At 71.0% G+C, this 13,864-nt stretch carries 10 protein-coding genes; 6 read left to right on the top strand and 4 right to left on the bottom strand.

All coding sequences use genetic code 11. The annotated features are described in order from the left end of the window. Nucleotides 1–21: 21 nt before the first annotated feature. The 4 genes from E7Y32_RS15625 to E7Y32_RS15610 form a co-directional block, all read right to left on the bottom strand. The gene (locus E7Y32_RS15625; protein WP_146337920.1) at nucleotides 22–1,395 is read right to left on the bottom strand and encodes a M1 family metallopeptidase; all 1,374 of its coding nucleotides are present in this window, start codon (nucleotides 1,393–1,395) and stop codon (nucleotides 22–24) included. Between the two features lie 61 nt (nucleotides 1,396–1,456). Next, nucleotides 1,457–5,410 carry a Pls/PosA family non-ribosomal peptide synthetase gene (locus tag E7Y32_RS15620; protein ID WP_261382479.1) on the bottom strand — a complete coding sequence of 1,318 codons (3,954 nt, stop codon included), beginning with the start codon at nucleotides 5,408–5,410 and terminating at the stop codon, nucleotides 1,457–1,459. A gap of 58 nt (nucleotides 5,411–5,468) precedes the next feature. Then, nucleotides 5,469–6,434, bottom strand: a complete 966-nt coding sequence (locus E7Y32_RS15615; protein ID WP_146337919.1) for a quinone oxidoreductase — start codon at nucleotides 6,432–6,434, stop codon at nucleotides 5,469–5,471. Nucleotides 6,435–6,529: 95 nt separating this feature from the next. Further along, entirely contained in the window at nucleotides 6,530–7,633 is a 1,104-nt protein-coding gene (locus E7Y32_RS15610; RefSeq protein WP_146337918.1) for an acyl-CoA desaturase, read from the bottom strand. Between the two features lie 182 nt (nucleotides 7,634–7,815). On the opposite strand from E7Y32_RS15610, the gene argC reads away from it, so the two are divergent. From argC to E7Y32_RS15580, 6 genes are read left to right on the top strand one after another with little or no spacing between them, the layout of a single operon-like run. Beyond that, nucleotides 7,816–8,847, top strand: a complete 1,032-nt coding sequence (gene argC, locus E7Y32_RS15605; RefSeq protein WP_146337917.1) for an N-acetyl-gamma-glutamyl-phosphate reductase — start codon at nucleotides 7,816–7,818, stop codon at nucleotides 8,845–8,847. Further along, nucleotides 8,792–10,009 (top strand): bifunctional glutamate N-acetyltransferase/amino-acid acetyltransferase ArgJ, encoded by a 1,218-nt coding sequence (gene argJ, locus E7Y32_RS15600; protein WP_261382478.1) that lies wholly within the window; start codon nucleotides 8,792–8,794, stop codon nucleotides 10,007–10,009. Before argC ends, argJ begins: the two co-directional genes overlap by 56 nt. A gap of 35 nt (nucleotides 10,010–10,044) precedes the next feature. Next, the gene (gene argB, locus E7Y32_RS15595; RefSeq protein WP_146337916.1) at nucleotides 10,045–10,977 is read left to right on the top strand and encodes an acetylglutamate kinase; all 933 of its coding nucleotides are present in this window, start codon (nucleotides 10,045–10,047) and stop codon (nucleotides 10,975–10,977) included. After that, nucleotides 10,977–12,311 (top strand): acetylornithine transaminase, encoded by a 1,335-nt coding sequence (locus E7Y32_RS15590; protein WP_261382477.1) that lies wholly within the window; start codon nucleotides 10,977–10,979, stop codon nucleotides 12,309–12,311. The genes argB and E7Y32_RS15590 overlap by 1 nt, the downstream gene beginning before the upstream one ends. Continuing rightward, entirely contained in the window at nucleotides 12,308–13,285 is a 978-nt protein-coding gene (argF, locus tag E7Y32_RS15585; protein WP_146337915.1) for an ornithine carbamoyltransferase, read from the top strand. Before E7Y32_RS15590 ends, argF begins: the two co-directional genes overlap by 4 nt. Further along, nucleotides 13,285–13,815: an arginine repressor gene (locus E7Y32_RS15580; protein ID WP_138769703.1), complete on the top strand. Its 531-nt coding sequence runs from the start codon at nucleotides 13,285–13,287 to the stop codon at nucleotides 13,813–13,815. The genes argF and E7Y32_RS15580 overlap by 1 nt, the downstream gene beginning before the upstream one ends. The last annotated feature ends 49 nt before the right edge of the window (nucleotides 13,816–13,864 follow it).

The following is a 13,864-nucleotide window of genomic DNA, read 5'->3' as shown; positions in this document are numbered from 1 at the left end:
GCGGACTGGTCGTGCCGCGGCTCAGCCGGCCGGCAGCGGCGGCAGCGCCTCTTCATAGAGCCAGGGGTGGAGCACGGCCTCGGCGTCGATCCCGGTGACCCGGCGCGCTGCCAGGATGAAGTCCTCCGTCGTGACCGAGCCGTGCCGGTGGGTCCCGGCCCAGTCGTGCAGCAGCGCGAAGAAGGCGAGGTCGCCGCACCGGAGCCGGACCGCGTGCAGGGCGAGGGCGCCGCGTTTGTAGACGCGGTCATCGAACATCAGCTCCGGCCCCGGGTCGCCGACCAGCAGGTCCTGGTCCTCCCCGTTGAGCCTCCGCCAGGCCGCCCGCGCCCGGTCGGCCACGGTCATGACGCGGGCCTCCTCGGACCAGATCCACTCGGCGTAGCAGGCGAAGCCCTCGTGCAGCCAGATGTCCCTCCACGAGGCAGCCGTCAGCGAGTTCCCGAACCACTGGTGGGACAGCTCGTGGGCGATCAGCCGCTGCGATTCCCAGTCCTGCTCCAGGTGGTTGCGGCCGAAGATGGACAGCGACTGGGCCTCCAGCGGGATCTCCAGGGCGTCCTCGGTCACCACCACGGTGTAGCCGGCGAACGGGTAGGGCCCAAAGCAGCTGGTGAAGGTGCGCATCATCTCCGGCTGGCGGGCGAGCCCGGCGCGGGCCTGGGCGGACAGCTCCGCCGGCACGGCGGCCAGCTGGGGGACGTCCCCTGCGGGCCGGTCAGGGTTGAGGGGGAGCAGTTCGTACCGCCCGATCTGGACCGTGGCGAGGTAGCTCGCCATCGGCTCGGACTGCTCGTAGACCCAGGTTTCGCGGCTGGACCGGGCCTGGTGGGAGACCAGCACCCCATTGCAGACGGCGCGGTAGTTCGCATCGGTGGTGATCGCGATCCGGTAGCTGGCCTTGTCCCGCGGGTGGTCGTTGCAGGGGAACCACGACGCCGCCCCGTTGGGCTGGCCGGCCACCAGGACACCGTCGCTGAGCTCCTCCCAGCCGACCTCGCCCCAGAGCCCGCGGCGCGGGGCGGGATTGCCGTCGTAGCGGATGTCCAGGGTGAATTCGTCGCCGGGCAGCAGCGCCGTGTCCGGCACCACCACGAGGCGTTCGGCCCGCTGGCTGAACTTGCGGACTTTCCGGCCCGGCATCAGCACCTTCGTGGCCCGGAGCCCGGTCAGGTCCAGGAGGATGGCCGAGCTCTGGCGCCGCGCGACGGCGTGCAGCGTTGCCCGGCCGGCGAGGTGGTTGCTGTTGATCCGGTAGTCGAGCTCCAGCTCGTAACGCGTCACCCGGTAGACCTCGGTGCCGTGGCCGGGCATGTACGGGTCGGGGGCGTCGGCGGGCAGTTCGGGAGGCAGTTCGGCGGGAAATTCCTCGGCGGCTGAAGCGGTTGGACTCATAAACATGCCTTCAGTGGTTGCGGTGGGCGTGGTGCTTCTGGCGTGGCCGTCACGGGCGGGCCTACTTCGGCTTGGGGGCCGGGACGTCCGGGCCGCCCCACGGGCTGACCGGATTCCCCATCCAGTAGGTGGCGGCCGGCACGGTTTCCCCCCTCATGACGAGGGACGCCGGTCCGACCGTGCCTCCGGTGCCGATCCGGGCGCGCGGCAGGATGACCCCGTGCGGGCCAATCGTGGCCCCGTCGTCGAGCGTAACAGTGTCGATGCTCATGACCCTGTCGTGGAACAGGTGGGTCTGGACCACGCAGCCGCGGTTGACCGTCGCGCTCCGGCCCAGGGTGACGAGGTCCGCCTCGGGGAGCCAGTAGCTTTCACACCACGTTCCGGCCCCGATCTTGGCGCCGAGCGCCCGCAGCCACCACACCAGCGCCGGGGTGCCGGACGCGGCCCGCGCGAACCAGGGGGCGCTGACCATCTCGATGAAGGTGTCCACCACCTCGTTCCGCCAGATGAAGGAGCTCCAGAGCGGGTGCTCGCCGGCGCGGATCCGCCCCACGAGCAGCCACTTGGCGACGACGGCGCTGCCGGCGGCGGCCGCGCCGGCCAGCAGGACCACCACGCCGCCCAGCAGCGCCGCGACGGCGTAGTTGAAGGTGCCGGCGAGCCAGTCCAAGGCCACGAGCACGCCCGCCGCGACGGCGACCGTGAGCACCACCGGGACGAAGCGGCAGAGCTCCCACAGGGCACGGGCCAGCTTGAGCCGCGCCGGCGGCTGGAAGGTACGGGTGTCATCGGAGGCGATGGCGGTCCGGCGCAGCCGCACCGGCGGGCTGCCCAGCCAGGAGGTGCCGGACTTCGCCTTGGCCGGGGTCGCGGAGAGCACCGCCACCAGGGAATTCTTGGGCACGTTCCGCCCGGCCGCCGTCATGCCGGAGTTGCCGAGGAAGGAGCGTTTGCCCACCTTGGCCGGCGCGATCCGCATCCAGCCGCCGCCGAGTTCGTACGACGCGATCAGGGTGTCATCGGCCAGGAACGCGCCCTCGCCCACGGTCGTCATCTTCGGGATCAGCAGCACGGTGGACGCCTCCACGTTCCGGCCGACCCGGGCGCCGAGCAGCCGCAGCCAGACCGGGGTGAAGAGGCTGGCGTAGACCGGGAAGAGCAGGTCCCGGGCCAGGTCGAGGACCCGTTCCGTCGCCCAGACCTGCCAGCCGATCCGGCTGCGCACCCGGTAGTAGCCGGCGCGCAGTCCGATTCCGAGGAGCCGGGTGGTGGCGAGGACCAGCACCAGGTTGGCGCCGAACCACGCGAGGGCGGCCAGCGGGAGCGAGAGGGCCAGTTGCGGCAGCGCCGCGGACAGCGAATCGCGGCCCTGGATGAAGGCGAACATGACGAGCGCGGCCGCCGCGGCGGACAGGTAGGGGATCAGGGCCAGCACGGCCGAGGCGGAGGCGAAGCCGACAAACCACAGCCGGCCGATCAGGCGGTGCTCCGGCGGGCTGTCCGGCCAGCCTTGTTTCGCCTTGCCGCGGCGCTCCGCCGGGGACCCGGCCACCAGGTGGCCGGCCTTGACCCGGCCCAGGACGGCGGAGCCGGGTTCCACCTGCGCGCCGGCGCCGATGCTCGCCCCGGGCATGAGGGTGCTGCGGGCCCCGACGACGGCTCCGGCGCCGATGCGGATCGCGCCGATGTGCACCGAGTCGCCGTCGATCCACCAGCCGGACAGATCGACCTCGGGCTCGATGTTGCAGCCGGTGCCCAGCGACAGCATCCCGGTGACCGGCGGCAGCGAGTGGAGCTGGACGTTGCTGCCGATCGTGGCGCCAAGGGCCCGGGCATAGTAGGGAACCCACGGCGCGCTGGCCAGGCTGATGGCGCCGGCCAGGTCCTGGATCTGCTCGGCCAGCCACAGGCGCAGATGCACCGCGCCCGAGCGGGGGTAGCTTCCCGGGACAACGTTGCGCAGGAGCAGCCGGGCCGCCGCGACCGAGATCGCCATCCGCCCCGCCGGGCTCACGAACACCAGCCAGGACGCACCCACCCACCACCAGGACACGGTCGGCGCGGCGGTGAAACCTGCCAGCGACGCCAGCAGGTTGTTGGCCGCCATCAGGTAGGTCAGCCAGCGCATGCCGACGAGGATGTGCAGCGGCACACCCAGCAGCGTCTGCGCCCACTGGGCACGGCGGGAGGTGGGACGCACGGACCGCTCGCCGGCCGCGGCGGCCCCGCCCTCCGGCAGGGACTGGCGGGCCGCATCGATCAAGGCACCGACCCTGGGTGTGGCATAGATGTCCGCCACCGTAATCGTCGGGTAGCGGACCCGCAGCGCCGAGACGAGCTGGGCCGCTGCCAGCGAGCCGCCGCCGAAGGCGAAGAAGTCGGCGTCCAGGTCCGCGACGGTCCCGCCCAGCACGGCACTCCACTGCTCAACGATCCAACGGGCGTCATCGGGCAGGTTCAACGGCGCCGCCGCGGCGTCCGCGGCGCCCGCGCCGGCCAGCGGCCACGGCAGGGCGTGCCGGTCCACCTTGCCGCTGGTTTTGGTCGGCAGGGCGTCCACCACGGTGAGCAACGGAATCAGCGGGGCGGGCAGACTGGTGGCGAGCGCTTCCCTCGCCGCCGCCAGGTCCAGCTCCCGGCCGTCCGCCGGGGAGAGGTAACCGACCAGGACCTGGTTGCCGGCCGCCGTCGTGCGGACCGCCGCGGCCGCGCCGGCGACGCCGGGCAGGGCCTGGAGCGCGGCGTCGATCTCGCCGAGTTCGATCCGGCGGCCGCCGAGTTTGACCTGTTCGTCGGCGCGGCCGACGAAGAGCAGGCCCTCCCGTTCGTAGCGGACCAGGTCGCCGGAGCGGTAGGCGCGGGACCAGCCCAGGGCCGGCAGCGGGGCGTACTTTTCCGCGTCCTTGGCTGGATCGAGGTAGCGGGCCAGCCCGACGCCGCCGATGATCAGTTCGCCGATTTCCCCCTCGGCGACCGGCACCCCGTCGGAGCCGACGACGGCGAGGTCCCAGCCGTCCAGCGGCAGCCCGATCCTGACCGGCCCGGGCCCGCCCAGCGGCGCGGCGCAGGCAACGACCGTGGCCTCCGTGGGCCCGTAGGTGTTCCAGACCTCGCGCCCGTCCACGGCGAGGCGTTCGGCCAGCTCGGGCGGGCAGGCCTCGCCGCCGAATATCAGCAGCCGGACGCTCTCCAGCGACTCGACCGGCCACAGCGCCGCAAGGGTGGGCACGGTGGAGACCACCGTGATGCCGTGGTTGATGAGCCAGGGGCCCAGGTCCATGCCGGTCCGGACCAGGGCCCGCGGCGCCGGAACCAGGCAGGCCCCGTGCCGCCACGCAAGCCACATTTCCTCGCAGGAGGCATCGAAAGCCACCGAGAGTCCCGCCAGCACCCGGTCCTGGGGGCCCACCGGCTCGGCCTGCAGGAAGATCCGCGCCTCGGCGTCGACAAACGCGGCAGCGGAACTGTGCCGCACCGCGACGCCCTTGGGCGTGCCGGTGGATCCGGAGGTGAAGATGACCCAGGCGTCGTCGCCGGGGACCGGCTGCCTGGCGGCCGGGAACGGCCGGGGGCGGCTGGTATCCGCGACGATGGTGCCGCCGGCGCGCAGGATCCCGGAGACCCCGGCCTCGCCGAACACCAGCTTGGCCCGCTCGTCGGGGTCGTCCGCGTCCACCGGAACGTAGGCCGCACCCACGAACATCACGGCCAGGATCGAGACATAGAGCTCATTGGTGCCCGAGGGGATCCGGACGCCGACCTTGTCGCCGGCGCCGAGCCCGGCCAGGTGCAGCTTCCGCGCGGCGGCCCGGACCTCGTCCATCAGCTGGGCGTAACTGAGCGAACGGTGGCCGTCGTCGAGTGCCGAGGCGTCCGGGAAGCGGCTGGCCGTCTCCTGCAGGACATCGATCAGGGTCCGTTCCGGCGGCGCAGCGGAAGCGCCCTGCAGCTGCGGCTGGTAGGCGGGACGGGCCGGGGGAGTGCCGCCGGCCGGCGGTGGCTGCTCAATCACAGCGTGATTCTCCTCGGGACAGGTGAACGGGAGAATTCGGCGTCGCTCCCGTGCGGGCTTACGGGACCAGGATGACCTTGCCGGTGGTGCGGCGCTGCTCCAGGTCGGTGTGGGCCGCGGCGGCGTCGGCAAGGTCGTAGCGGGCGCCGATCCGGACCTTGAGGCTGCCGTCCGCCACGGCGGCGAAAAGCTCGTCGGAACGCCAGCGTCGCTCCTGCGCGTCCTGGAGGAAATGCGTGATGGTCGGCCGGGTCAGGTACAGCGAGCCGCCGGCGTTGAGCCGCTGCGGGTCGAACGGCGGCACCGGACCGGACGCCGCGCCGAACAGCACCAGCGTGCCGCGGATCCGGAGGGCGGCCAGGGATCCGTCGAAGGTGTCCTTCCCGACGCCGTCGTAGACCACGTGGGCGCCCGCGCCGCCGGTCAGTTCGCGCACCTTCGCGGCGAAACCCTCGTAGCGCAGCACGTGGTCGGCGCCGGCCTCGCGGGCCAGCGCTTCCTTCTCATCGGTGGAAACCGTGGTGATGACGTGCGCGCCCCGGGCCTTGAGCAGCTGGATCAGCAGCAGCCCGACGCCGCCGGCGCCGGCGTGCAGCAGCACGGTGTGGCCGGGTTCGACCTTGAAGGAGGAGTTGATCAGGTAGTGCGCGGTGATGCCCTGCAGGGGGAGGGCGGCCGCGGTGAAGTCGTCGACGCCTCGCGGCACCGGCAGCGCCTTGTCCGCGTCCACGAGGGCGTACCCGGCGTAGCAGTTGACGCCCTCGGCCGTCGCCACCCGGTCCCCGGCGGAGAAGCCGGTCACGCCGTCGCCGGTTTCCTCCACGGTTCCGGAGGCCTCGGAACCGGGGGTGAAGGGGTACTGCACCTTGTACACGCCGCTGCGCTTGTAGGTGTCGATGAAGTTCACGCCGACGGCGGCGACCTTGATCAGCAGCTGGCCGGGGCCCGGAATGGGACGGTCAACTTCTGCCAGTTCGAGGACTTCGGGTCCGCCGGACTGCCGGGCCACAATTGCGTGCGTCATGTGTCTCCTTGTGAAGTGCGGCGCTCTGGGTCATCGGCGCCCTGAGACCATCCTAGGGACCCCGCCGCGCCGGGCGAAGCATGCCCGGCAGGAGGCTAGTAACGGCGGGTAACGGTGGCCATCGGGCATTCGAAGTGCCGGCCGGCGGCCAGGCCGACGTCGTTGAGGTAGCGCACGATGATGCCGTAGGACTGCAGCAGCGTGGTTTCCGTGTACGGGACCTGGTGCGTGGCGCAGAACTCGCGGACGATCACGGCGGCCTTGTCCAGCTGCGGGCGCGCCATGTCCGGGAAGAGGTGGTGCTCGGCCTGGCGGTTGAGGCCGCCGAGCAGGATGTCCATAAAGCGGCCGCCGGAGATGTTCCGGGAGGTCAGGACCTGGCGGCTGAAGAAGTCCACCCGGCTGTCCGCCGGCAGCACCGGCATGCCCTTGTGGTTCGGCGCGAAGGAGGCGCCCATGTAGAAGCCGAACACGGCGAGCTGCACGCCGATGAAGGCGAACGCCATGCCCAGCGGCAGGAACGTGAAGGCGAGGACCGGCAACAGGCCCAGGCGCGCCGCGAGGATGGGGAGCTCCACCCAGCGGTGCGTGACCTTGGCGCGCCGGACGATGAACCTGATCGAGTCGATCTGCAGTCCCAGGCCCACCAGGAACAGCAGCGGGAAGAAGAACCAGCCCTGCTTGCGGGTCAGGAAGGAGAAGCGGCCCTGCCGGGTGGCGGCGGCTTCCGGGAAGAACGCAATCGCGCCGGTGGCGATGTCCGGGTCCTTGGAAATGACGTTGGGGTGGTTGTGGTGCGCGCCGTGCTTCTGCTCCCACCAGGAGTAGCTGATGCCGGCCACGGAGGTGGCGAGCAGCCGCGCGGCCCAGTCGTTGGCGCGGCGCGAGGCGAAGATCTGCCGGTGCCCGGCCTCGTGGGCCAGGAAGCTCAGCTGGGTGCAGAGAATGCCCAGGGCCGCGGCGATGAGCAGCTGGAACCAGCTGTCACCAATCAGCGCGAAGCCGAACCAGGTGGCGGTCATCAGCAGGGCCAAGACCGAGAACACCGTGAGGTAGAACCCGGTGCGGCGTTCCAGCAGGCCTTCGGCCTTGACGCGCTTGAGCAGCTCCGAGTAGCTCAGGACGACGGCGTTCGGCTGCCGGACCCGCGGCTGCGGGCGCGCCGGAGAGTCGGCGGAAAGTGTGGTGGAGGGGGTCATGAAACGCGTGCCTCGTAACTGTTACGGGCAACGTTGCAGCCGACATTTGCGGCGGCACGGTCTGGATCACCCTCTACCCAGCATACGCGGGCCTGCTGGGAACGGGCCGGGTTCGCCGGGCGCACTCGTCCGCATGCATAAATATCGGGTTCTATGCATAGTCTTGCTGTATACTCGTGGCTATGACTATTTCTGTTGCCGTCTCCGGTGCAAGCGGCTACGCCGGCGGCGAGGTCCTGAGGCTCCTGGCCGGTCATCCCGACGTCACCATCGGCGCCATCACCGCTCACAGCAACGCAGGTTCCAGACTAGGGGAATTGCAGCCGCATCTCCATGGGCTGGCGGACCGGATCCTCGAGGACACCACCGTGGAGAACCTCGCCGGGCACGACGTCGTGTTCCTGGCGCTGCCGCACGGGGCGTCCGCGGCGATCGCCGCGCAGCTGCCGGCCGGCACGGTCGTGATCGACGCCGGTGCGGACCACCGGCTGGAGGACCCGGCGGCGTGGGAGCAGTTCTACGGCTCGCCGCACGCCGGGACCTGGCCCTACGGCCTGCCCGAACTCCCCGGCCAGCGCGAGGTCCTCCGCGGCGCCAAGCGGATCGCCGTGCCCGGCTGCTACCCGACGTCGGCCCTGCTGGCCCTCACCCCGGGCTTCAGCAACCACCTGCTCCAGGGCGACGACGTCGTGATCGTGTCCGCGTCCGGCACCTCGGGGGCCGGCAAAGCCGCGAAGGTGAACCTGATCGGCGCCGAGGTGATGGGCTCGATGAGCCCCTACGGCGTCGGCGGCGGCCACCGCCACACCCCGGAGATCGAGCAGGGCCTCTCCAAGGCACTGAATGCACCGGTCACCGTCTCCTTCACCCCCACGCTCGCCCCGATGAGCCGCGGCATCCTCACCACCGCCACCGCAAAGGTGCGCCCGGGCGTGACTGCCGAGGAACTGCGCCGCGCCTGGGGCGAGGCCTACGACGAGGAGCCGTTCGTGCACCTGCTGCCGGAAGGCCACTGGCCCTCCACCAAGTCCGTGCAGGGCTCCAACCATGCCGTGATGCAGCTGGCCCTTGACGCCCGCGCGGGCCGCGTGATCGTCACCTGCGCCATCGACAACCTCACCAAGGGGACCGCCGGCGGCGCCGTGCAGTCCATGAACATTGCCCTCGGCCTGGCGGAAACCGCCGGCCTCGAACTGCAGGGAGTCGCACCGTGAGCATCACCGCCCCCGGGGATTCCGGGCCGCCGGCGTCAAGGCCGGCCTCAAGGCCTCCGGAAATCCGGATCTGGCCCTCGTGGTCAACGACGGCCCCAACAAGGCCGCCGCCGCCGTCTTCACCTCCAACCGCGTGGCCGCGGCTCCCGTGCACTGGTCCCGCGAAGTCATCAAGGACGGCCGGGTGGACGCCGTGATCCTCAACTCCGGCGGCGCCAACGCCTGCACCGGGCCGCAGGGCTTCCAGAACACCCACACCACCGCGGAAAAGACCGCCGAAGTACTCGGCGCCTCCGCGACCGACATCTTCGTCTGCTCCACCGGCCTGATCGGCGAGCAACTGCCGATGGACAAGCTGGTCCCGGCGATCAGTGTCGCGGCCGGGGAACTCAGCGCCGACGGCGGCCCGGCTGCTGCCACCGCCATCATGACCACCGACTCGGTCTCCAAGCAGGCCGTGTTCACCGGCACCGACGCCGAGGGCCGCGAATTCACCATCGGCGGCATGGCCAAGGGCGCGGGCATGCTCGCCCCGGGCCTGGCCACGATGCTCGTGGTGCTCACCACGGACGCGGACGTCCAGCCCGAACTGCTCGACGTCGTCCTCCGCGACGCCACCCGCGTCACCTTCGACCGGGCCGACTCGGACGGCTGCATGTCCACCAACGACACCGTGGTGCTGCTCGCCTCCGGTGCCTCCGGGGCGGCCCCGTCCGCCGCCGAGTTCGGCAGGGGCCTGACCCAGGTCTGCGCCGAACTGGCCCGCAAGCTGATCGGCGATGCCGAGGGCTCCAGCCATGACATCGCCATCCGCACCTTCAACGCCGCGAGCGAAAAGGACGCCGAGGTGGTCAGCCGGGCCGTGGCCCGCTCCAACCTCTTCAAGACGGCCATCTTCGGCAAGGACCCGAACTGGGGCCGGGTGCTTTCCGCCGTCGGCACCACGGACGCGGCCTTCGAACCGGACCAGCTGAACGTTGCGATGAACGGTGTGCAGATCTGCCGCAACGGCAGCATCGGCGAGGACCGGAACCTCGTGGACCTCGAACCGCGCGAAGTCCTGGTCGAGATCGACCTGCAGGCCGGGGACGCCGAGGCGACCATCTGGACCAACGACCTCACGCACGACTACGTCCACGAAAACAGCGCCTACTCCAGCTAGGCCCGTCCGGGAGGACAAACAGGAGGACACCCACCATGAGCACCCAGACCCGCGAGACGACCTCGATGTCCGACGCGCAGGGCAAGGCCGGCACCCTGATCGAGGCGCTGCCCTGGATCCAGCGCTTCGCCGGCACCACGATGGTGATCAAGTACGGCGGCAACGCCATGGTCAACGACGAGCTGCGCCGCGCCTTCGCCGAGGACGTTGTCTTCCTGCACCACGTGGGGATCCACCCGGTGGTGGTCCACGGCGGCGGCCCGCAGATCAACGCCATGCTCAGCCGGCTCGGCATCGAATCGGAGTTCAAGGGCGGCCTGCGCGTCACCACGCCCGAGGCCATGGACGTGGTCCGGATGGTCCTTACCGGCCAGGTGGGCCGCGAACTCGTGGGCCTGATCAACTCGCACGGCCCCTACGCCGTAGGCATGTCCGGTGAGGACGGCGGCCTGCTGCGCGCGGTCCGCACCGGCACCGTCGTCGACGGCGAAGAGGTGGACCTGGGCCTCGTCGGCGAAGTCGTCGGCGTGAACCCGGAAGGCATTCTGGACATCATCGCGGCCGGCCGGATCCCGGTGATCTCCACCGTTGCACCGGAAATCCACGACGACGGCTCCACCACCGGCCAGGTGCTGAACGTCAACGCGGACACCGCCGCGGCCGCCGTCGCGTCCGCCCTGGGCGCCTCCAAACTGGTCATCCTGACCGACGTCGAAGGCCTCTACGCCAACTGGCCGGACCGCTCCTCGCTGATCTCCTCGCTCACGGCCTCGGAGCTGCGCGAGATGCTGCCGCGCCTGGAGTCCGGCATGATCCCGAAGATGGCGGCCTGCCTGAAAGCCGTCGACGACGGCGTCGAACGCGCGCACATCGTGGACGGCCGGCTGCCGCACTCGATGCTGCTGGAAACCTTTACGACCGCCGGCATCGGCACCCAGGTCGTCCCGGACGAGGAGACGAACGCATAATGAGCAGCACAGAACTGAGCCATTCCGCCGAAGGCCGCAGCAGCGATGGGGGGCCGGGTGTGGTCGGGCACCGCGAAGCGGGCGGGGCCCCCATCGCTGCGGAGGCCGCCGGAACCACAATTGTCCCCTCCAGCAGCGGCGCCGACTGGCTCTCCCGCTACTCGTCCTCGCTGCTGGGTGTCTTCGGCACCCCGCAGCGGGTGCTGGTCCGCGGCGCCGGATGCCTCGTCTGGGACGCCGACGGCAAGGAGTACCTGGACCTGCTCGGCGGGATCGCTGTAAACGCGCTCGGCCACGCGCACCCGTTCGTCACCTCCGTGATCTCCAGCCAGCTCGCCACCCTGGGCCACGTCTCCAACTTCTTCACCAGCCCCACGCAGGTGGCCCTGGCCGAGAAGCTGCTGGAGATTGCCAAGGCGCCTGCCGGGTCCAAGGTGTTCTTTGCCAACTCCGGCACCGAGGCCGTCGAGGCGGCGTTCAAGCTGGCCCGGCGGAACGTCGGCTCGCCGGACGCGCCGCGCACCAAAATCATCGCCCTCGAGGGGGCCTTCCACGGCCGCACCATGGGCGCCCTCGCGCTGACCTCCAAGGAAGCCTACCGGGCGCCGTTCGCGCCGCTGCCCGGCGGCGTCGTGCACGTGCCCTTCGGTGACATCGAGGCGCTCCGCGCCGCGATTGACGACACCACCGCCGCCGTCTTCCTCGAACCGATCCAGGGTGAAGCCGGCGTCCGCCCGCTGCCCGCCGGTTACCTGAAGGCGGCCCGCGAGGCTACCACCGCGGCCGGCGCGCTGCTGATCCTGGACGAGGTGCAGACCGGCATCGGCCGGACCGGCAAGTGGCTGGCCAGCGAGGACGCCGGGATCGTCCCCGACGCCATGACCCTCGCCAAGGGCCTCGGCGGCGGCTTCCCGATCGGCGCCCTGCTCACCTTCGGCCCGGAGGTGTCCGCCCTGCTGTCCGCCGGCCAGCACGGCACCACCTTTGGCGGCAACCCGGTGGCCACCGCGGCGGCGCTGGCCACCCTGCACGTGCTGGAAAACCAGCAGGTGCTCGCCCACGTCCGGGCGGTGGGGGAGCACCTGCGCTCCGGCCTCGCCGGGATCGACGGCGTCACCGAGGTCCGCGGCGAGGGTCTGCTGATCGGCTTCGACCTCGACGCCGACGTCGCCCCCGCCGTCGTCACCGCGGGACTCGACGCGGGCTTCATCCTCAACAGCCCCGGCCCGCGCACCATCCGGCTCGCGCCGCCGCTGATCCTCTCCAAGGAGCAGGCCGACCGCTTCCTCGCCGCGCTGCCCGCCCTCCTCCAGACCGCAAAGGACGCCCAGTGACCGCACCTGTACCCACCCGCCACTTCCTCAAGGACACGGACCTCACCCCGGCCGAGCAGGCCGAGGTCCTGAACCTCGCCGTCCGGATGAAGGCCGCGCCGTACAGCGTCCAGCCCTTCGCCGCGGAAGGCAGCGGACGCAAGACCGTGGCCGTGATCTTCGACAAAACATCCACCCGCACCCGGGTCTCCTTCGCCACCGGCATCGCGGACATGGGCGGCAACGCGCTCATCATCAACCCGGGTGAGGCGCAGATCGGCCACAAGGAATCGGTCGAGGACACCGCCAAGGTCCTCGAGCGTATGGTGTCAACCATCGTGTGGCGCACGGGCGCGCACGCCGGCCTCGTCGCCATGGCGGAAAATTCCCGCGTCCCGGTCATCAACGCCCTCTGCGACGACTACCACCCGTGCCAGCTCCTGGCCGACCTGCTGACCGTCAAGGAACACAAGGGCGAGCTGGCGGGCCTGACCATGAGCTACCTCGGCGACGCGGCCAACAACATGGCCAACTCCTACCTGCTGGCCGGCGTCACCGCCGGCATGCACGTGCGCATCGCCGGCCCCGAGGGCTACCTGCCCGACGCGGATATTGTCGCCTTCGCCGAGGAGCGTGCCGCCCAGACCGGCGGCTCGGTGCTCGTCACGGTCGACGCCGCCGAGGCGCTCCGCGGGGCCGACGTCGTCGCCACCGACACCTGGGTGTCGATGGGCCAGGAGGACGAGAAGGAAGCCCGGCTGCAGCTCTTCCGCGACTACTCCGTCGACGAAGCCGCGATGAAGCTCGCCGCTCCCGACGCCGTCGTGCTGCACTGCCTGCCCGCCTACCGCGGCTACGAAATCGCCGCCGGCGTGATCGACGGCCCGCAGTCCGTGGTCTGGGACGAGGCCGAGAACCGGCTGCACGCCCAGAAGGCCCTGATGGCCTGGCTGATGCACCGCTCCGGCCTGGCCGTGGTTGAAGGACTCGGCTAATGTCCGTCCAGCCCGCCGCCCAAGGAGCCAGCCCGGCCACCAAAACGGCCCGGCAGGCACGGATCACAGCGATCCTCACCGGCGAATCCGTCCGCTCGCAGGCCGAGCTCGCGGCGCTGCTCGCGGACGACGGCGTCCAGGTCACCCAGGCCACGCTGTCCCGCGACCTCGTGGAGCTCGGCGCCGTCCGGGTCCGCGGCAAGGACGGCGTGCTCGTCTACGCCGTGCCGGGGGAGGGCGGCGAACGCGGCGCCAAGAGCGGGGTAACCCAGGAAATCCTCGACGCCCGGCTCGCGCGGCTCTGCGGGGAACTGCTGGTCACGGCCGAGGCGTCCGCGAACCTCGTGGTGCTCCGGACCCCGCCGGGTGCCGCGAACTTCCTGGCCCTCGCGATCGACCACTCGGTGATGCCCTCGATCCTCGGCACCATCGCGGGGGACGACACCGTGCTGCTGGTCACCCGCGACCCTGCCGGCGGCGCCGCCGTCGCCGCCCGCTTCCTGCAACTGGCCGAAGAAGCCGGGCAGTGACCTTTAGACCTGAACTTTCACCAGACAACCCAAGAACCCAACAACTAAG

Origin of the sequence: Arthrobacter sp. UKPF54-2 (assembly GCF_007858535.1) — a bacterium.
Taxonomy (GTDB): domain Bacteria; phylum Actinomycetota; class Actinomycetes; order Actinomycetales; family Micrococcaceae; genus Arthrobacter.
The sequence above is the reverse complement of the archived record's forward strand: the minus strand, read 5'-3'. Positions and strand labels throughout refer to the sequence as shown.

Excerpts from the sequence above, each read along its gene's own strand:
- E7Y32_RS15610 (WP_146337918.1), bottom strand. The coding sequence starts at position 7,633 with ATGACCCCCTCCACCACACTTTCCGCCGACTCTCCGGCGCGCCCGCAG.
- E7Y32_RS15580 (WP_138769703.1), top strand. The coding sequence starts at position 13,285 with ATGTCCGTCCAGCCCGCCGCCCAAGGAGCCAGCCCGGCCACCAAAACG.
- E7Y32_RS15615 (WP_146337919.1), bottom strand. The coding sequence starts at position 6,434 with ATGACGCACGCAATTGTGGCCCGGCAGTCCGGCGGACCCGAAGTCCTC.
- argB (WP_146337916.1), top strand. The coding sequence starts at position 10,045 with ATGAGCACCCAGACCCGCGAGACGACCTCGATGTCCGACGCGCAGGGC.
- E7Y32_RS15625 (WP_146337920.1), bottom strand. The coding sequence starts at position 1,395 with ATGAGTCCAACCGCTTCAGCCGCCGAGGAATTTCCCGCCGAACTGCCT.
- argC (WP_146337917.1), top strand. The coding sequence starts at position 7,816 with ATGACTATTTCTGTTGCCGTCTCCGGTGCAAGCGGCTACGCCGGCGGC.
- E7Y32_RS15590 (WP_261382477.1), top strand. The coding sequence starts at position 10,977 with ATGAGCAGCACAGAACTGAGCCATTCCGCCGAAGGCCGCAGCAGCGAT.